Raw genomic sequence first — 18569 nt, 5'->3', positions numbered from 1 at the left:
ACGCCGTCCCCGCCTGTCCGAATGGGCAACAGGCGGGCGACCGGGAACCCTGAACGCCGGCACGATCGTTGTCAGGGCAAGGCCCGATATGCTGGGCCGACAGCGCTGCCCCCGCGGACTGGCCATACCGACAGAAGGATGAGTGCTTGACCGAGAGCAGCTCGCATTATCAGGTGCTTCGTGTGGCAGTCACCGCCACCGAGAAGGAAATTAAGGTGGCCTATCGGCGCGCCGCCCGCGTTGCCCACCCTGACCACGGCGGGGACGCTGCCGCTTTCCGCCGGGTAACCAGCGCCTACGAAACCCTGATTGATCCACAACGCCGGAAAGCCTACGACCGCTCCTACGCAGCCGGCACCGCCGGGGAAAACCAGGATTCGGAGCCGCACTTTGATGCACCGCCAGCGGGCAGCCGGGCTTCGGCCACCGTGCACAGGACCGGCGGCAGCCGCAACACTGCCGGAGACCCTCCGGTCTACGTTCCGCCCTACGGTCCAGCGGACGGTGACATAGTTCCCCTGATCCCGCTGGCTGAGGCACGTCAGCAGATTCACGGCATGCCGCGGAAGCGCGGGATTTTCGGGGCCGAAGCGCGGATCCAGCGCGAGATGCGCACCGTCCAGCTCCTGACCCGCCAGGTACTCCCCGCCATCCCGGCGGCGCGGCTCATCAACGGGCTCCAGTCTCCGGCGGACAACAGCCACATCGACCACGCCGTGCTCTCCGGCTACCGGCTGGCGCTGATCGGCTCCATGCTTTTGCCCAAGGGTGCCTATGCGTGGGACGGCAGGACCCTGAACCACGGCGGACGCTCTGTTGCCCCACCGCAGCTGGCGCACATAGTCCGTGCCATGCAGGACATTTTTCCGGAACTGAACGTCACCGGCTGGACGGTGGTGCACAGCCCGGGCGGGAATCTGCACGAGCCGGTGATCGACCAGCACCGCCGTTCGGCCGGCGCGCTGGAGACCGTCCGGATTGTGAATGCCGCGGGCATGGTCCGGGGCCTGAAGGAGTTCCTCGCGTCCGGTCCGGCTCCCAACACTGTCAACGTTCCTGTACTGGCCAGGTTGCTGCGCGGTATGCACTGACGGCGTTGACTAGGATGGGATGGTGTTCCGCATCCTCTTCCACGCCCCCGAAATCCCCGGCAATACCGGCAACGCCATCCGCCTGGCAGCCATTACCGGCGCTGAACTGCATCTGGTGGAGCCCTTGGGATTCGACTTCTCGGACGCGAAACTCCGCCGGGCCGGCCTCGATTACCACGACCTCGCCGTCGTCACCGTGCACCGGAGCATTGATGACGCCTGGCAGCACCTCCAACCGGAACGCGTTTATGCCTTTACGTCGGACGGAACCGCCAGCTACGCGGACATCGCTTACCAGCCGGGCGATGTCCTGATGTTTGGCCGGGAATCCGTAGGCCTGCCACCGGAACTGAAAACGGATTCCCACGTCACTGCCACCGTTCGGCTGCCCATGCTGCCCGCCCTGCGCTCGCTCAACCTCGCCAACGCCGCTTCCATCGCGGTCTACGAAGCCTGGCGCCAGCAGGGATTCGCCGGCGCACGGATCTAAGGCCGCGGGTCTGCTTTGGCCTGCTTCACCCGGCCCGGCAGGATGCTGCCGGAATGCACGGCTAAACAATATTGGCCCCGGCCCATCCACCTCCGCAACTGCACCGAATAACTCCTGAGAACATTGCACAGCGATTAAGGAGCGGCAGGTGACACTTCTCCGGGAAGGTTCCAGGTCAGGCCACCGCATCCCCGGCGGCACTGCTAAGGATTCATCTCCTGGAGACTTATGCTTGGTAGTGATGGAAACTCCCAACGCGCCTCATTCCGAGGCTCCGGCCACGGTGGCGGAAACGCCGGCCGACGTCAACCAGCGACTTGTTGCCCTGCTGCAGCAGACAGCCGACGGCGACCGCACGGCATTCGCGGAGTTTTACCAACTCACGTCCCGGCGCGTCTACGGTATGGCGCGCAGGGTTCTCGTGGACGCTGAGCTCAGCGAGGACACGACACAGGAGGTATTCCTGCAGGTCTGGCAGAACGCGGCCAAGTTCGATCCGGCCGCCGGCAGCCCGCTGGCGTGGCTCATGACCATCTCGCACCGGCGTGCTGTGGACAAGGTCCGGTCGGCCCAGTCGGCCACCGACCGTGAAGCCCGCTACGGTGCCAGCACCCAGGACATCGACCACGACAGTGTGTCTGACGAAGTGGGAAGCAGGCTCGAAGCAGAGGCCGTAGTCCGGTGTCTTGGCACGCTGACGGAGACGCAACAGGAATCGGTTCGCCTCGCCTACTACGGCGGGCTCACCTACCGCGAAGTCGCAGAACGCCTGAACGCCGCAGTTCCCACCATCAAGTCCCGCATCCGTGACGGACTAATCCGCTTGAAGACCTGCCTGGGGGTGAGTTGATATGACCGAAATGAATAACGGACGCGGCGGCCGCTCTGGCGCCTTCGGCGATACCGTCTCTGCTGACCTCGCCTCCGGCCGCGCGGTTGACCTGGCCGAACTGTACGCGCTGGATGCAGTGACGGATGAGGAACGCCATACCATCGAGCAGTACATTTCAACGGCACCGGCGGCGGAACGGGACTCCTTCTACGAACGCGTCCGCCAATCCAGGGAAACTTTGACGCGCACGTTCAAGGCGGAGGAAGAACCTCCGGCTGACCTTTTCGACCGGATCGCCGCCCAGTTGCCGGCCCAATTGCCCGCCCAGGACGCGCGCCGGGATACCGGCGTCGCTCCTTCCGCCGACTCCGCCTCCTTCCCCGGTGTCGGGGAGGATTCCAATGACGAACTGGCCCGTGCCCGGCAGCGCCGGGAGGAACGGCGCAGTGAGGAACGACGCCCGCCGGCCGGCGCCCGCCGCTGGCTCGCTGGAATCGCAGCGGCAGCAGCGATAGCCCTGGGCGGAGTTGGCGTCGGGTCCTACATTGCGGACCAGAACGACCCCCTGAACCAGGTGGTCCGGGCAGGCGACCTGCGGGAGGCCTCAGTGGAGGTTGCGGGCGGCGGTACTGCCACCGTCCAGATTTCCTCGTCCGAGGACGCAGCAGTGGTCAGGATGAAAGACGTTCCTGCCCCGCCCGAGGGCAAGGTCTACCAGATGTGGCTGATTCCCAAGGACGGGTCAGCACCTGTCTCACAGGGGCTGATGGACGCGGAAGCGCTCTCCAAGCCTGCAGTAGTGGAGGGCATCTCCTCTGCCGCAGCGCTCGGGATCACCGTCGAGCCGGTCGGCGGGTCCGAGTCCCCCACCCTGCCCACCGTCGCCGCTGCCGCCTTGGACGCCTAGCACCGGCCCGGCGAAGCATCACAAAGGCGCCCAGCGGCATCCGGAAGGATAGCCGCGGGGCGCGCTTTTGTGCATTGGAACGCCAGGTCCCTAGAAACCAGCTATGGTTCCGGGCCCGTTGACCGCCACTACATGGAACGCTTCAGCGCTGTGACCAGCGGGAAGTCCGGCACGGGCAGCATTGGCGTGCATGCCCCGGCGTACTGCTGATTCCATGGCCTCGACGTCCGGGTGCTGGCTGACGTGTACATGGATGGCGTCGAGTTTGGCGTCCACGTGCGCGGTGACATCAACGAAGTGGTTTTCCCGTTCGTCCGGCCCCGCGTACAGCCACAGCCACGGAAGCTTGTACGCCTCCAGCCCTGCCTCGGCGAGTTCAGGGTAGGCAAACGGATTCTCCAGCGCCGGATAAACCGCGCGTGTCACGGCCTCCCCCACGGCGAGGTGGTCCGGATGGCTTTTTTGGATCCGCCGCCAGTTCCGTTCCGGATGCATGGCAAGTACGACGTCGGGACGAATTTCGCGGATGAGCTTCACCACTCCACGCATCACCTCGTGCGAGGGTTCGAGGTAACCGTCACGCTGATGGAGGTAGTGGATGTCGGACACCCCGACCAGTTCGGCAGCGCGGCGCTGTTCAGCGTCGCGCATGGCAATGATGTCCGCACGGTGCGCCGGGTCGAAGCCGCCCGCATCGCCGTCGGTCATGATGCAGTAGCTGACCTGCACCCCTGCCGCCGTCCAGGCCGCGATGGTGCCGGCAGCACCGAAATCAATGTCGTCCGGGTGGGCCGCAAAACAGAGCACCCGTCCAATCCGGTCCGTAGCCGGATTGAACGGGCTCTCCGCCTGTGCAGTGAAGGCAGTCAATAATCAGCCCTTGCGCTTCTTGATCTCTGCAGTGGCCTGCGGGAGGACATCGAAGAGGTCACCGACAATGCCGAAGTCCGCGATCTCGAACACTGGGGATTCGGCGTCCTTGTTCACCGCGACGATGACCTTTGCGGTCTGCATGCCGGCCTTCTGCTGGATGGCACCGGAGATACCTGCCGAGATGTACAGCTGCGGGGAAACGGTTTTGCCGGTCTGTCCCACCTGGGCGTCGTGGCTGATCCAGCCGGCGTCGGTGGCCGCGCGTGAGGCTCCCACGGCCGCTCCCAGTGCGTCTGCGAGTTCCTCCACGGGTCCGAAGTCGCCGTCGAGGCCGCGTCCGCCTGCCACCACGATCCGGGCGTCGGTCAGGTCCGGGCGGCCGCTGGCAACCTTCTGCTCGCGGGCGGTAATCCGTGCCGCAGCTTCAGTGCTGCCCACCGGCACGTCAACCGTGACGGTTTCCGGCGTGCTCGGTGCGGCAGCCGGCTCCGGGACCACGTTGTTAGCCTTGAGGGTCAGCACGGACACGGGTGTGGTGGTTTTGCACGCGGTGTTATAGGAACCGGCGAGGACTGACTTGTGTGCCGTGCCGTCCGCTTCCACGCCCACAACGTCGGTGATAACACCGGCGTTGAGGCGGATTCCCAGGCGGGCGGCAATTTCCTTGCCCTCCGGAGAGTTGTCGAGCAGCACGGTGGTGGCCCCGGTGCTCTGCGCTGCGGCAGCAAGGTAAGCCGCCTTGGGTGCCACGAGGTAGTCGTCCAGGTCCTGCGCGGAGGGGCGAAGGACAGCGCTGACGCCGTACTCGCCGAAAGCAGCTGCTACGTCGTTGTGCAGTTCCCCGTTCAGGGCAACAACGCTTTCCCCAAGGGAACGTGCCAGCGTCAGCAGCTCAAGGCTGCTCTTCTTGAGCGAGTTGCCGGGGTTGTCAATGAAAACAAGTACTTTTGCCATGTCGATGTTCCCTCTTAGAGCAGCTTCTGGGCGGCCAGGAAGTCAACCAGCTTGATGCCGGCGTCGCCTTCGTCGGTGATGATGGTGCCGGCGGTGCGCGGCGGCCGTTCCTCGGCATTTGTCACAGTGGTCCAGGAACCTGCATGACCGACCTGGGCGGGATCCACTCCAATGTCGGCGAGGGACAAGGTGGTGATGGACTTGCGCTTGGCGGCGATGATGCCCTTGAAGTTGGGGTACCGCGGCTCGTTGATCTGATCCGTCACTGACACCAGCGCCGGGAGGGCTGCCTCGACGGTTTCCGAGCTCGTGTCCGCGTCGCGGCGTGCCACGAGCCGGCCGCCGTCCACCTCCAGGGACGAAGCGAACGTGACCTGGGGAAGGCCAAGGCGTTCCGCCAGCTGCGCGGGGACCAGGGAGGTCTCGCCGTCGGTGGAGGCCATACCGGTAATGATCAGGTCCACGGGCGCATCCTGGCCCAGGTACCGGACAGCTGCCGAAAGTGCCAGTGACGTGGCTGCCGCGTCGGAGCCTGCCAGGGCATCGTCCGTCAGGTGCACGCCCTCCGTGGCGCCCATCTGAAGGGACTTCTTGACCGAGTTGACCGCACCGGCGGGGCCCATGCTCAGTGCGATGACCTGGTTGCCCGCCTTGCTGCCGCCGCGCGCCTCTGCCAGCTGCAGTGCCGCCTCGAGTGCGTATTCGTCCAGCTCGGACAGGATGCTTTCATCACGGTCCGTCGTGTAGCCCTCCCCGTTGAGGTGACGGTCGAACTGGGCGTCCGGTACATGCTTGACCAGGACGATGATCTTCAATGTCTTTTCCACTGTATCGACAGCAGCCTTCCATGCTTGTGGACAGCCAGCCGGGTAGGGTCATGGCCGCGGAATGCCCGGCGTACGGGTAGCTCCTAGCTAACCATATAGGCGCACCTGTGCGCCGTCTTCCGTTAACGCCTGTGTCAGCACTCCCTTGACGCCGGTGCCGGCCCTCCTCCACGGGGCGGAAAACAACGACGGCGACGCCCCCTCCCAATGGTGGGGACGCCGCCGTCGTACTGCTGCTGCGCGGTTGGCGCCGCGTACGGCCCTTAGCTCGCTGCGGTGCCCAGCGTGACGTCGAACGTCTGTTCCTGGCCGTTGCGCAATACGGTGATCTTCACTTTGGAACCGCCGGGCTGCTCACGGACAGCCGCGGTCAGTTGCTCGGGTTCACCAACTGCAAGGTCGTTAAACCTTGTGATCACGTCACCCACCCTGATTCCTGCCTTAGAGGCTGCCGAGTCCGGTTCCACGGTGGCGACGTCTGCGCCCACAGAGAACTCTGAGGACGCGCTTGTGCCCTTCGGCTTGACGCTGACACCCAACTGTCCGTGCGAGGCCTTGCCTGTCTCGATGATCTCGTTGGCCACCCGCTTGGCGTGGTTGATGGGGATGCTGAAGCCAACTCCGATGTTGCCGCTCGAGGAGGACAGCGAGCCGGATCCGGCCGACGCGATGGCCACGTTGACGCCAATGATCTCGCCGCTGCTGTTCACCAGGGCGCCACCCGAATTGCCGGGGTTGATGGCGGCGTCAGTCTGGATCACGTTGATGGAGATCTGGCCCTGTGCCGCCGATTGCTGGCTCTGGCCGCCGTCCGGAGGCGCAAACTGGAACCCGCCCTCGTCGTCGCCCTCCGCGTTGTCGCCCTCTTCAGGGGCTGCGGCTGAGGCGACGCTGATGGTCCTGTTGAGCGTGGAGACGATGCCATCCGTCACCGTTCCGGTCAGGCCCAGCGGCGAGCCGATCGCAATGGCGGTGTCCCCGACGTTGAGCTTGCCGGAGTCGCCCAGGGTGGCAGGCGTCAGGCCAGAGGCGTTGTCCACCTTGATGACCGCAAGGTCTGACAGCGGGTCGGTGCCAACCAGCTTGGCGGTAACCACCCTGCCATCGCTGGTGCGGACTTCGAGGGCGGCGTTGGCCGTCTGTCCGTCCAGCGTGACCACGTGCGTGTTGGTAAGGATATGGCCCTGGTCGTCCAGGACGATGCCTGACCCTGTACCGCCGGCGCCGTTGCTTGAAGCGCTGATGGTCACCACGCTCGGTGATGCCTTCAGGGCGGCAGCCGTTATGGCATTTACAGCATCCTGGTTGTTGACGATGACCGTTCCAGGCTGGCTGTTGCTGCTGGTAATGGCAGCGGAGCCCGGGCTGTCAAAAGCCTCGCCGCCCGCAACGGTCGCTACGCCGCCGCCCACCAGCCCGGCCGCGAGGATGCTGGCCACCAGGGTCCCGACGCCAAATGACGCCTTCTTGCGGGGGGCGTCCTTCGGATTCGGAGCCAGTCCCGGGTGACCGCCGGGGGCATTGAGCTGGCTCTGGCCCTGGTAGCCGTCGTGGGGCTGGGAGCCGTGGGGTTCAGTGTGTGCAGGCTGGCCTGGGTGCTGGCTATGAGCAGCCTGCCCGTAGAACGGCTGGCGCTGCGGATAGGGCTGGCGCTGCGGGTACGCCGGCCGCGCTCCCGGAAGTTCCTGGGTGGGGTTGTCCCCCGGGTTCGTCTGGTCCAGCTCTTCAGTTTGATACTGGCCCTGACCGGGAGCCTCATTGGGTGCATGCCCCGTGGAACGCGGGGCGGCCGTGCCATCCGCATCCTGAACCTCGCCAGGATTGTTCCCCGGCTGGGTTGGGTGCTGCTGCCAGGAATCCTGCCGCCCCGGGCCGCGGCTCTCCGGAGCGGCACCGGGGGTTTGGTTCTCAGTCATGGGACTTCCTTTCATCCTCGTCTGAATTAACTATGGACTCCCTCCCTGTAACAAGCTCGGATGTTTGCTGAGAGCTTGCTGTGCACTTCTCCGGAGACTGTTTTCGCCCTTACCGCGGCGTTTCGCTGGTGGCATATTCGACTCGATGGACGGCCTGTGGGGTGCACCATAGAATCAAGATGATTGCCACAGCGACCTGCGGCTACACACATGCGTGGGGGCGCTGCTGCATTCTGAGACGACCGGTTCGTCCCGAATCGGTGTCAGGCGTGCTGAAGGGTTGCACATGCGGTCAAAGTTCAAACGTATTCTCGCCGTGATCGGCCTTACCGGCCTGCTGGCGGTTCCCGCCGCGGCCGCGTGGGCAGAAGATCCGGTTACCTTGGATCCGGCATCAAAGATAGTCGATTCCGCCGGCGTCCTGGGTTCCCAAAAGGGCGAAGTACAGGAAGCCATCAAGAAGCTCGGCACTGACCACGCGACCGTGCTCCACGTCGTTACGGTCAAGAGGTTCGAGAACCCGGCTGATCGGGAAGCATGGACGGACGCCGTAGCCGAAAAGGCGAGCCTCGGACCGAACGCCTTGATCTTCGCGGTCGCCACAGATACCCGGCAGTACGTCCTGAATAAGGGCGGCAGCAAGATCACCGCGGCCCAACTCGAGAACGTCAAGAGCAAGGCCATTGGTCCGCAGCTGGCTAATGACAACTACGCCCAGGCAGCAATTAACGCTGCTGCGGCAATCGGCGATGCTGCCGGAGGCGGCAGTGGCAACGTCCCTTCCGGTGACGGTGCCGGGGCAGCCGTACTGGTGGGAACCGGCGTGGTTGCCGCAGGCGGTGCGGGTGCCTACCTGTACTTCCGTAACAAGCGCAAGAAGGCTGCTGCCCAGGCATCCAGCGCGAGCTACGGCCCCCAGGGTGCCGAAGTTGATCCACTGGTGTCCCTGAGCGTAGAGGAGCTGCGCCGCAAGAGCGGATCCCTCCTTATCGAGGCCGATGACGCGATCAAGTCCAGCGAGCAGGAACTGATGTTCGCCCAGGCACAGTACGGTGATTCCGCGGTCGGCAACTTCACCAAGGCGCTGGAAGAAGCCAAAGGCCACATGACGGAATCGTTCAAGCTGCAGCAGCAGCTGGACGACCACATCCCCGACACCGAAGAACAGCAGCGTACGTGGCTGGGCGAAATTATCCGCCGTTCGGAGGCCGCCCTCGCCTCGCTCCAGGAGCAAAAGGCAGACTTCGATTCCCTCCGCGAACTTGAGAAGAACGCCCCACGGGCACTGGCAGCCGTCAACGTCGGGGCCCGTGAAGCGGATTCGAAGATCTCCAGCGCCGAGCAGTCCCTCACCGCGCTCAGGGCCAAGTACGCGGAGAGCGCACTGGCACAGGTTTCAGACAATATCCTGCAGGCCAAGGAACGGCTCGCCTTCGTCCAGAACGCCTCCGCCACTGCGGAGCAGAAGCTGGCTGAGGGCGAAGGAAGCCTGGCCGCCGTTGCTGTCCGCGCCGCAGAAGAGAGCCTGCACCAGACGAACGTCCTCATCGATGCAATCGCCAAAGTTTCGTCCAGCCTGGATGAGGCCAGGAGCGGACTTGAAGCGGCGGTAGTTGACACGTCCCAGGATCTTGCCCAGGCACGGGCCATGATCCAATCCGGCGCCCATCCCGAGCTTGCCGGACCGGTGGCGGCCGTTGAAGCTGCACTGGCACAGGTCAAGTCAGAGATCCAGGGCGGGAAGATTGACCCCATCGCCACCTTGCAGCGCGTCGAAACGGCACACCAGTCGCTCGACCAATCACTCAGCGGCATCAGGGACCAGCAGGAACAGGCGCGCCGTGCCCAGGCATCACTTCAGCAGACCATCATGTCCGCCCAGGCCCAGATCAGTGCCACCTCCGACTACATCACCGCCCGCCGCGGCGGCGTGGGAACAGAAGCACGCACCCGCCTGGCGGAGTCGCAGCGCAACCTGGATTACGCCTTGTCCATCGCACGCACTGATCCGGTGACAGCCCTTACCTACGCCCAGCAGGCGCACGCACTGGCGGCGCAGGCAGCCCAGCTGGCACAGGCCGATGTTGACCATTTTGACGGCTATGCCAACCAGGGCTACGGCCGCGGCGGCATGTTCGGCGGAGGCGGCGGCGGACTGGGAGGCGCCATCCTCGGCGGCATCCTGATTAACTCCATCCTCAACGGAGGCGGTGGCGGTGGCTGGGGCGGCGGCCACAGCGACGGTGGTGGATGGGGCGGCGGCGATTTCGGCGGCGGAGGAGACGTGGGCGGCTGGGGCGGAGACTCCGGCGGCGGTGGAGACTTCTAACCCGTTAGCCACCATCCCTGGCCCGGAACGGCACTTGAGCCTGTTGGCCTAGCGCGCCAGCGCAGTACATAAACGTTCACTGATTTCAGTGGTCAACACAGAGCAGGACGAAAGGTAACACCATGGTTAAACAGTCCATTTTCGGTCGAGTCGCGCAGCTGGCAAAGGCTAACATCAACTCCTTGCTGGATAACGCTGAGGATCCGCAGAAGATGCTGGACCAGATGGTCCGGGACTACACCAACAACATCGCTGAGGCAGAGTCGGCCGTCGCGCAGACCATCGGCAACCTCCGGATGCTCGAGGACGACTACAACGAGGACGTCAAGAACTCTCGCGACTGGGGAAACAAGGCCCTTGCCGCATCCCGCAAGGCTGATGAATACCGCGCCAGCGGCAACGTGTCGGACGCCGAAAAGTTCGACAACCTCGCCAAGGTAGCCTTGCAGCGCCAAATGGCCGCTGAGAACGAGGCCAAGGGTGCGGAGCCGAGCATCATGTCGCAGCGCGAAGTGGTGGACAAGCTGAAGACCGGCCTGGACCAGATGAAGGGCAAGCTCAACCAGCTGACCAGCAAGCGCAACGAACTGGTTGCCCGTTCCAAGACCGCAGCTGCCCAGGCACAGGTCCACGACGCCATCAAGAGCATCGACATCATGGACCCCACCAGTGAAGTGGGCCGTTTTGAAGAGAAGATCCGCCGGGAAGAAGCCAAGGTCCGCGGGCAGCAGGAACTCGCCTCGTCGAGCCTTGACGCGCAGTTCAACCAGCTTGAAGACCTCGGTGAGCAGGTTGAAATTGAGGCACGCCTGGCTGCCCTAAAGGCGGGTGGCACCTCGAAGCCTGCCATCGGCGCCGCCGGCTCTGCCAGCTCCGACGAGTCCACCGCGACCGAAATCGACTACGACAAGCTCTGACAAGTGGGCAGGGAGCAGCCTCCCCAGTAGCACAGCAGGAAGGCCGGGGCCGATGCCCCGGCCTTCCTAATGCCGGGGGTGTGTAGCGTGGTGGCATGGCTTCCTCTGACGCAACGTCCCTCGTCTGGCTGCGCGACGACCTCCGGCTGGACGATAACCCTGCGTTGACCGGGGCCGCAGCGCTGGGCCTGCCCCTGACCGTCGTTTTTATTCTGGACGAGGAGTCGGCGGGGATCCGGCCGCTGGGTGGAGCAACCCGGTGGTGGCTTCACCATTCCCTGGCAGCGCTGGCCGCCTCCTTGGAAAACAAAGGTTCACGCCTCCTGCTTCGTCGCGGGCCGGCGGCAGCTGTGATCAAGGAAGTGGCCGCCGAAACGGCTGTTACGCACCTCTTCTGGAACCGGCGTTACGGGCTGCCGGAGCGTACCGTCGATGCCGAGGTGAAGGCCTGGGCCGATGGCAGCGGCGTTCACGTATCCAGCCACCAGGCAAACCTCCTGTTCGAGCCCTGGACCATTCGCACCGGCGCCGGCGGACCCTACAAGGTGTTCACGCCCTTCTGGCGTGCGTGCCTTGCCCACGGCGAAGTGCGGGATCCGCACGAGGTACCGCTCCAGCTTCCCTCCCCCGCACTGAAAGGAGGAGGAGCACTTCCTGCCGGTGAAGACCTGGACAGCTGGAACCTGCTGCCCCGGTCCCCCGACTGGAGCGGCGGCCTTGCAGACACCTGGGAGCCGGGCGAAAAGGGCGCCCTGCGCCGCTTGGCTGATTTTCTGGACGGACCGGCAGAAGACTACGGAACCGGCCGCAACGTACCGGGGGTGGAAGGTACCAGCCGCCTGTCCCCGCACCTGCGCTTCGGCGAGGTCAGCCCGTTCAGGGTGTGGCGCGAGATCCGGGAACGGTTCCCGCGCAAGATACCGGCCGACGTCGGAATTTTCCGTTCAGAGCTCGGCTGGCGGGAATTCTGCTGGCACCTTCTGTACAACAACCCCGAACTCGCCACCCGCAACTACCGCCCGGAGTTTGACCGCTTTGAGTGGCAGCAGCTCAGCAGTGGCGAGCTGCAGGCCTGGCAACAGGGCCGCACGGGTTATCCCCTCGTTGACGCCGGGATGCGGCAGCTGTGGCAGACAGGCTGGATGCATAACCGCGTGCGGATGGCGGCCGCTTCATTCCTGGTCAAGAATCTCCTGGCGGACTGGCGCATCGGCGAGCAGTGGTTCTGGGACACCCTCGTGGACGCGGATGCCGCCAGCAACCCCGCCAACTGGCAATGGGTGGCCGGCTCCGGAGCCGACGCGTCCCCCTACTTCCGCATCTTCAACCCGGTAACGCAGAGCAGGAAATTCGATTCCGCCGGCGGCTACCTTCGCCAGTACATCCCGGAACTTGCCGGCCTTGACGGTAAAGCCATCCACGAGCCGTGGAAAGCCGCCAACGTCCCCGGGTACCCGGCGCCGCTTGTTGGGTTGCCGGAGACCCGGGAGAGGGCCTTGGACACCTACAGCAGGCTCAAGGACTAAAGGGCTGCTGGGCCGCCCTGCGGGGTATTGGCCCCTGCGGCGTATTACCGGCTGACCTTGCCCATCAGGGACGCTATCGGCCGCAGGAAGATGGGGCGGGCCAGGAACCAGGCCGCCACCATGACCACAACCGAGGCGAGGAAAACCCAGAACCCGAACCAGCCGTCGTCGTCCCGTACCCCGTACATGTGGTTGAGGTTGCGCAGCGCTCCTGTGGCGAGCACCAGGAAGACGTGCACCACGATGAAGGCAACAAAGTAGATCATCACCGGGAAGTGGACCGCCCGGGCCCATTCAATCGGGTAGGCCTTGTTGAGGCCGGTGGCCTTCTTCGGCCACGCAGACGACATCCGGAGACCCGTGATGAAGGCCAGTGGCGCCGCGATGAAGACCGTCACGAAGTAGGAGAGCAGCTGAAGCGCGTTGTAGTTCACCCAGCCGTTCTCGGTGGGCCAGTTCAGGGAGGCGTACTGAAGGGCGGCGGACAACGCATTGGGGAAGACGTCCCAGCTGGTGGGCACAATCCGCATCCACTGCCCGGTGGCAAACAGCAGGACCGCGAAGACCAGGCCGTTGAGGATCCACAAGGCGTCCAGCGTGAGGTGGAACCAGAGCTCAAGGCTGATCTTGGTGGGCGGGTTCTTCGTCTTGATCATGCCCTTGTTGTTGCGGGTCCAGTGCCCGCTGGGGCGCGTGGTAGTCCGCACCTGCCATCCAGTCCGGATGATCAACAGGAGGAAGAAAGCGTTCAGGAAGTGTTGCCAGGCGAGCCAGGCAGGGAAACCCACAGGCGCCCCAGCCGGCAGCTCCGAATGCCCCGGATAGTCCGCCACGAAGGAGGCGAGGGCGGGCAAACCCATCAGCCACTTGGCGATCAACACCACGAGGACCAGCGCCGCAAGGACCGCGGGCAAACCCCAATAGCGTCGGGACCGCTTGCCCGCGGCAGTGCCGGGCTTCTTCGTGGGTGTGGACATCGAGCAACATTCCTCTCGAGAATGACTGGCGAAGTGCTCACAATCTGTGAGGCTCTGCGAAAGAGAATACTAGGAACTACCGGCATTCAAGGAAAAAAGAAGGCCCCGCCCGGCTTGTCTGCCGGTCGGGGCCTTCTCATGGTTGCGGGGACAGGATTTGAACCTGTGACCTCTGGGTTATGAGCCCAGCGAGCTACCGAACTGCTCCACCCCGCGTCGCAGAATCAACACTACCCTATTTCGGCGGCGGGTTTTTACACGACCTCTTCAGTGCCCTTTCCGTCCCGAAACCCGGGCTTAAGGCTTAAAGCAAAAAGTCCCGGACACTGTTTCCAGTGTCCGGGACTTCCGTCAGTTGCGGGGACAGGATTTGAACCTGTGACCTCTGGGTTATGAGCCCAGCGAGCTACCGAACTGCTCCACCCCGCGTCGCAAGAACTACTTTACCGGCCGGTGAACAGCAGGCCAAATCGGGAAGGCGTGATCTCCGTCTCGCCGGTCCGGCACCCGCTCCAGATGGAACGGGTGCCGGGTGCCGCCGTCGTGATCAGCTGTTGGATGATCAGCTACTGGGCGACGGCGAAGGCGTGGCCTCAGTTGTCGCCGTAGAGGCCGGAGCCGGAGTTGCCTCGGGAATGGCAACGGGGATCTTGTTCTCCGCATCCAGGGCCCGCTGGAGGGCCGCCGAGATACGCTTCTGCGCCTCACCGTAGGCTGCGAAGTCACCGGCGGCCAGTGCCGCCTGTCCCGCCTGGATGGCGGCGTTTGCCTCATCCAGGGCCGCCCGCAGTTCAGCCTTGGCATCCGCTCCGCCCGGAGCGGCCGGCGCAGCAGGGTCTGTGGGCGTCTTGCCGTTGTTGCCGGAGTCGCCCGCAGCGGCCCCCGAGTCGCCGCCGAAAAGCTGCTTAAGGGCTTCGTCAAGGGTTGGGGCGAACCCAACCTTGTCGCCGAAGGCCACCAGGACGCGCTGCAGCGTGGGGTAGGACGTCTCACCGGTCGACTTGAGGTACACCGGCTGGACGTAGAGGATGCCTCCGCCTACCGGGAGCGTGAGCAGGTTGCCGTTCAGGACGTCAGAGGCACCCTGGCGGAGCAGGTTAAGGGCCTGCGAAACCGTGGGATCCGAGTTGAACTTGTTCTGGGCCTGACCCGGACCGGGGACCTGGATCTCCGGTGGAATCTGCAGCAGCCGCAGCTTGCCGTAGCTCTCCGCCTTCACACCCGCCTGGTTCCCGGCGTCGGAGTCGGCGGCCAGGAAGCCATAGAGGACGTTACGCGCGTTCCCATTGACGATCTGCGGAATAAACGATGACGTCAGCTGGAAGGCAGGCTTATCCTGGTCCGGCATCTGCAGCGACATGTAGAACGGCGGCTGCTTGACGTCGTTCGTCGAATCAACCGTGGGGTCGTTCGGCACACTCCAGGCGTCCTTCGTCTGGTAGAAGCTGGACGGGTCCGTCACGTGGTACTCGCCCAGCAGCTGGCGCTGGACCTTAAAGAGGTCCTCGGGGTACCGGACGTGGCTCATGACATCGCCGGACATTTCCGAAAAGGGCTTCAGCGACGTGGGGAACACTTTCTGCCAGGACTTCAGCAGCGGGTCCTGGTCGTCCCAGGCGTACAGGGTGACCGAGCCGTCGTAGGCATCGACCGTGGCCTTCACAGAGTTCCGGATGTAGTTGACGGTGCTGTTGGGCAGGGCGACTGCACGGCCGGAAGTGGTCTGGGAATCGGCCGTGGCGTCCGAGAGCTGCTCCTGCTGGGAGTACGGGTAGTACTGGCTGGTGGTGTAGCCGTCCACGATCCACTTCACCCGGCCGTCAACTACCGCGGGGTAGGCATTGCCGTCCACGGTTAGGTAGGGGGCCACCTTCTCTACGCGCTCACGGGGATTGCGTTCGTACAGGATCTGCGATTCCGGGTTGACGCCGTCCGAGAGCAGCAGGTCCGATGACTGGAACTTGATGGAGTACAGCACCCTGTTGAAGAAGGTGCCGACGTTGGGTCCGCCGTTGCCTTCGAAGGTGTACTGGGTCTCCCCCTCGCCTGACGGCCTGTCCTGCTCGCGGGCAGGCGCGCCGTCCGGTGCGCCCACGATTGAGTAGTCCGGCGAGTATTCACCAAAGTAGATCCGCGGCTCATAGCTGGAGTCATCCCCCAGCACACCCGTGGACGGAATGCCTGACTGCAGGAACTCCGGCTTGCCGTCAACGGTGAACTTGTTGCCCTTGGCTGCCACCACGCCGTAGCCGTGGGTGTACACAACGTGCTGGTTGAGCCAGCCCTGCTGGTTTGTCTGCACGTTGGTGGGGTTCAGCTCGCGGACAGCGATGACGGTGTCCTGGATCTGGCCGTCCACTTCATAGCGGTCAACGTTGAGGGACTCCGGGAACCGGTAGTACGGGCGGTACTGTTCAAGCTGCGAGAACGCATCCGAGATCAGGTTCGGGTCCAGCAGCCTGATGTTTGCCGTGGTCTGGGCATCCGGCGCCAGCGCGCCGGTGCTGGCGGTGTTGGTGGCGTCGTAACGGTCCACCTGGATGGCATCCAGTCCGTAGGCGGCACGCGTGTTATCGATGTTGCGCTGGATGAACTCCTTCTCCAGCGTCTCTTCCGAGGGGCGTACCTGGAACTGCTGGATCACCCAGGGGTAAACACCGCCGGCCAGGATGGACGTGATGACGAGCATCGCCGTGCCGATCACAGGGAGGCGCCAGCGGCCGATAACGGCGGCCACGATGAACAGGATGGCGACGAGTGCTGCGGCCACGGCCAGGATGGACTTGGTGGGAATGACGGCGTTCACGTCCGTGTACAGGGCGCCGGCCCAGCGTCCGCTGTTGCTCTGGACGGCCGAATAGCGGTCCAGCCAGAAGTTGATGCCCAGGAGGACCAGGAAGGCGGCACCCGTCACGGCGATGTGGATCTGGGCTGCACGGCTGGTGAAGACGCCCCGTTCCATCAGCCGGATACTTCCGTAGAGGTAATGGGTCAGGATGCCTGCGATACCGGCAATGACCACCACGCTGATCAGGAACCCGGTCACGAAGCCGAGGAACGGCAGCGTCATCAGGTAGAAGCTGATGTCCAGATTGAACTCGGGATCTGTTTTTCCGAAGGGTTCCTGGTTGAAGAAAAGAAGGACCTTCTGCCACTGGCTGGATGCGGCGCTTCCGGCGAAGAGGCCGAAGAGGACCGGCAGGCCCACCATAACCACCCGGCGGACAGGTTCCAGCTGTGCCTGGTAGCGGTTGAGGTTGTCGCGGATTTCCGAGTCCGGGGCGTAGACCGGCCGGGACTGGTAGGCGATTCGGATAGCGTAGAAGACCGCAAGGAACATGATGGCGAACCCGGCAGCGAAGATCCCGATCCGCGCCAGGTTCTCGGTGATGAACACTTCGATGAAGCCGAGCTGCCGGTACCAGAGGACATCGGTCCAGACGTTGGCGAAGAAAATGAAGCCCACAACTACCAGGGCAACAACGATCAGGGTGGGCGTCAGCGCGCCGCGTCTTGAAGGGGGTTTACCTGTGGACATGGTGCTGGCGGGACGGGACAAACTCGGTACCTCATAGCTGGTCGTCAGAATATTCGAAGCGTGCGTGCGAGCGACGTACTTACCGGTCAAACGCTGGTTTCGTCCGTCTTAATTGCCACGAGTGGCAGTAATGCTTAGTTCCTGCCCAGTCTAGTTGCTTGTGCACGCCGGCAGGCCGGATGTGTCCCCGCCGGAACCGGCAAGCTCGACGGCGCGGCGGGCCTCCGCGAGGTTCTCGACCTTGACCACTTGGAGACCGTCGGGAATATTGCCCACCACTTCCCCGCAGTTGGCAGCGGGAGCGAGGAAGAGCGTGGCTCCCCCGGACCTTGCACCCTGCATCTTCTGCCCGATGCCGCCTATGGGCCCCACCAGACCGTCCGGGGTTATGGTTCCGGTGCCGGCCACGTGTTTTCCTCCGGTGAGGTCCCCCGGAGTGACTGTGTCGATAATGCCGAGCGAGAACATCAGTCCCGCGCTGGGCCCCCCGACTTTTTCGAGCGAAATCTCCACGTCGAAGGGGAACGTGAACAGGTACTTGAGCATGACACCCAGGATGAAGCGTCCCGCACCGTTGTCTTTAGGGGTGATGACCTGCGTGACCTGTTGGCCCTCGCGTTCCACCATCACCGTGGCAGCCGCGCCCTTGCCTGCTGCCAGTTCCTCCTGGATGACGGCCAGGGAGGTAATCTCCTTGCCGTTGATCGTCTTGAGGACATCCCCCGGCTCGATTTTTCCGGCGGCGGCAGAATCCCCGGAGAGGTCTGCTGCCTGAAGCTGCTGCCCAAAGGGAATATCCAGCTCGTTGAGGGCCGAGGCCACAGCATTCTCCTGGGACGTGGTCATGGCCACTGAGCTCTGTTCTGCGGCCTCCTCCTTGGTTGTGCCGGTGGGGTAGATCAATTCCTCGGGGTACACGGCCTTTGATGGGTCGAGCCAGGCGGAGAAAGCGCCCAGGACGCTCACCGGGCTGTTCGGGCCGCCGCTCACGTAGACGGTGGTCAGGTCGAGGTGGCCCGCGGCCGGATAGGTTTCCCGGCCGGTGACTTTGATGACCGGGCTTCCCTGGCTCTGGCCCAGCGTGTTGTAGGTGGGGCCGGGTGTTTCGACGACGTAGGGGACCGGCAGGGTGCCCACCGCGATTCCGAGTCCCAGGGCCGTTATTCCGGCCATCATCATGGCCGAGACTTTCCTGTCCCGGCGCGGCGGGCCACCGGGGAACAGGGCGGTGCCGGCCGTTGGCAAAGAGCCTGCGGCACCTGTTGGCGCGCCGGCTTCAGGGCCGCCTGATTCCCCGTGCCAGGGACCGGAAGGGAGCTCGGCAGCGTGATCCTCGGATGGGTGGCCGCCACGGGTTGTAGTCACTGAACCAACACTACGCGGTGCCGGCAG

General features: G+C 64.3%; 14 protein-coding genes and 2 tRNA genes. 7 read left to right on the top strand and 9 right to left on the bottom strand.

The genetic code is table 11. The annotated features are described in order from the left end of the window. Positions 1-146 precede the first annotated feature (146 nt). The 4 genes from G6R19_RS03360 to G6R19_RS03345 all read left to right on the top strand — a co-directional run bounded on the left by G6R19_RS03360 (position 147) and on the right by G6R19_RS03345 (position 3320). On the top strand, positions 147-1091 hold the full coding sequence (locus G6R19_RS03360; RefSeq protein ID WP_163162263.1) for a J domain-containing protein: 945 nt from the start codon (positions 147-149) through the stop codon (positions 1089-1091). Positions 1092-1113: 22 nt separating this feature from the next. After that, positions 1114-1581, top strand: coding sequence for a tRNA (cytidine(34)-2'-O)-methyltransferase (locus G6R19_RS03355; RefSeq protein ID WP_163162896.1), 468 nt, complete (start codon positions 1114-1116; stop codon positions 1579-1581). A gap of 241 nt (positions 1582-1822) precedes the next feature. After that, positions 1823-2431 carry an ECF RNA polymerase sigma factor SigK gene (gene sigK / locus G6R19_RS03350; RefSeq protein WP_163162261.1) on the top strand — a complete coding sequence of 203 codons (609 nt, stop codon included), beginning with the start codon at positions 1823-1825 and terminating at the stop codon, positions 2429-2431. A gap of 1 nt (position 2432) precedes the next feature. After that, entirely contained in the window at positions 2433-3320 is an 888-nt protein-coding gene (locus tag G6R19_RS03345) for an anti-sigma factor (protein WP_163162259.1), read from the top strand. A 90-nt stretch (positions 3321-3410) separates the two neighbouring features. Here G6R19_RS03345 and G6R19_RS03340 read toward each other — a convergent pair whose 3' ends face one another. The 4 genes from G6R19_RS03340 to G6R19_RS03325 form a co-directional block, all read right to left on the bottom strand. Next, positions 3411-4190: a PIG-L deacetylase family protein gene (locus G6R19_RS03340; protein WP_163162257.1), complete on the bottom strand. Its 780-nt coding sequence runs from the start codon at positions 4188-4190 to the stop codon at positions 3411-3413. Between the two features lie 3 nt (positions 4191-4193). Further along, positions 4194-5147 (bottom strand): electron transfer flavoprotein subunit alpha/FixB family protein, encoded by a 954-nt coding sequence (locus tag G6R19_RS03335; protein ID WP_163162255.1) that lies wholly within the window; start codon positions 5145-5147, stop codon positions 4194-4196. Between the two features lie 14 nt (positions 5148-5161). Then, a complete protein-coding gene (locus tag G6R19_RS03330) occupies positions 5162-5962 on the bottom strand; it encodes an electron transfer flavoprotein subunit beta/FixA family protein (protein WP_163162895.1) in 801 nt (266 codons plus the stop codon). 275 nt (positions 5963-6237) lie between these two features. After that, the gene (locus G6R19_RS03325; protein WP_163162253.1) at positions 6238-7890 is read right to left on the bottom strand and encodes a trypsin-like peptidase domain-containing protein; all 1653 of its coding nucleotides are present in this window, start codon (positions 7888-7890) and stop codon (positions 6238-6240) included. A 286-nt stretch (positions 7891-8176) separates the two neighbouring features. On the opposite strand from G6R19_RS03325, the gene G6R19_RS03320 reads away from it, so the two are divergent. From G6R19_RS03320 to G6R19_RS03310, 3 genes are all read left to right on the top strand, one after another. Continuing rightward, positions 8177-10219: a TPM domain-containing protein gene (locus G6R19_RS03320; RefSeq protein WP_163162251.1), complete on the top strand. Its 2043-nt coding sequence runs from the start codon at positions 8177-8179 to the stop codon at positions 10217-10219. A gap of 122 nt (positions 10220-10341) precedes the next feature. Beyond that, on the top strand, positions 10342-11136 hold the full coding sequence (locus G6R19_RS03315; RefSeq protein ID WP_163162249.1) for a PspA/IM30 family protein: 795 nt from the start codon (positions 10342-10344) through the stop codon (positions 11134-11136). Positions 11137-11231: 95 nt separating this feature from the next. Beyond that, the gene (locus G6R19_RS03310) at positions 11232-12662 is read left to right on the top strand and encodes a deoxyribodipyrimidine photo-lyase (RefSeq protein WP_163162247.1); all 1431 of its coding nucleotides are present in this window, start codon (positions 11232-11234) and stop codon (positions 12660-12662) included. 44 nt (positions 12663-12706) lie between these two features. Here the strand turns inward: G6R19_RS03310 and G6R19_RS03305 are convergent, their stop codons facing one another. The 5 genes from G6R19_RS03305 to G6R19_RS03285 all read right to left on the bottom strand — a co-directional run bounded on the left by G6R19_RS03305 (position 12707) and on the right by G6R19_RS03285 (position 18356). Continuing rightward, on the bottom strand, positions 12707-13639 hold the full coding sequence (locus G6R19_RS03305; RefSeq protein WP_163162245.1) for a cytochrome b/b6 domain-containing protein: 933 nt from the start codon (positions 13637-13639) through the stop codon (positions 12707-12709). Between the two features lie 139 nt (positions 13640-13778). Further along, positions 13779-13855 (bottom strand) — tRNA-Met (locus G6R19_RS03300). A gap of 139 nt (positions 13856-13994) precedes the next feature. Then, positions 13995-14068, bottom strand: a tRNA-Met gene (locus G6R19_RS03295). Between the two features lie 133 nt (positions 14069-14201). Beyond that, positions 14202-17177: a UPF0182 family protein gene (locus G6R19_RS03290; protein ID WP_205484243.1), complete on the bottom strand. Its 2976-nt coding sequence runs from the start codon at positions 17175-17177 to the stop codon at positions 14202-14204. Between the two features lie 150 nt (positions 17178-17327). Further along, a complete protein-coding gene (locus tag G6R19_RS03285) occupies positions 17328-18356 on the bottom strand; it encodes a S16 family serine protease (protein ID WP_163162893.1) in 1029 nt (342 codons plus the stop codon). Positions 18357-18569: the final 213 nt, after the last annotated feature.

It is taken from the genome of Arthrobacter sp. Alg241-R88, assembly GCF_900537115.1.
Lineage (GTDB): Bacteria > Actinomycetota > Actinomycetes > Actinomycetales > Micrococcaceae > Arthrobacter.
Note: the sequence above shows the minus strand (reverse complement) of the source record. Positions and strands in the feature narration are given on the sequence as shown.

Coding starts and splice junctions, on each gene's coding strand:
- sigK (WP_163162261.1), top strand. CDS start 1,823: ATGGAAACTCCCAACGCGCCTCATTCCGAGGCTCCGGCCACGGTGGCG.
- G6R19_RS03345 (WP_163162259.1), top strand. CDS start 2,433: ATGACCGAAATGAATAACGGACGCGGCGGCCGCTCTGGCGCCTTCGGC.
- G6R19_RS03335 (WP_163162255.1), bottom strand. CDS start 5,147: ATGGCAAAAGTACTTGTTTTCATTGACAACCCCGGCAACTCGCTCAAG.
- G6R19_RS03325 (WP_163162253.1), bottom strand. CDS start 7,890: ATGACTGAGAACCAAACCCCCGGTGCCGCTCCGGAGAGCCGCGGCCCG.
- G6R19_RS03320 (WP_163162251.1), top strand. CDS start 8,177: ATGCGGTCAAAGTTCAAACGTATTCTCGCCGTGATCGGCCTTACCGGC.
- G6R19_RS03315 (WP_163162249.1), top strand. CDS start 10,342: ATGGTTAAACAGTCCATTTTCGGTCGAGTCGCGCAGCTGGCAAAGGCT.
- G6R19_RS03310 (WP_163162247.1), top strand. CDS start 11,232: ATGGCTTCCTCTGACGCAACGTCCCTCGTCTGGCTGCGCGACGACCTC.
- G6R19_RS03305 (WP_163162245.1), bottom strand. CDS start 13,639: ATGTCCACACCCACGAAGAAGCCCGGCACTGCCGCGGGCAAGCGGTCC.
- G6R19_RS03290 (WP_205484243.1), bottom strand. CDS start 17,177: ATGTCCACAGGTAAACCCCCTTCAAGACGCGGCGCGCTGACGCCCACC.
- G6R19_RS03285 (WP_163162893.1), bottom strand. CDS start 18,356: ATGATGATGGCCGGAATAACGGCCCTGGGACTCGGAATCGCGGTGGGC.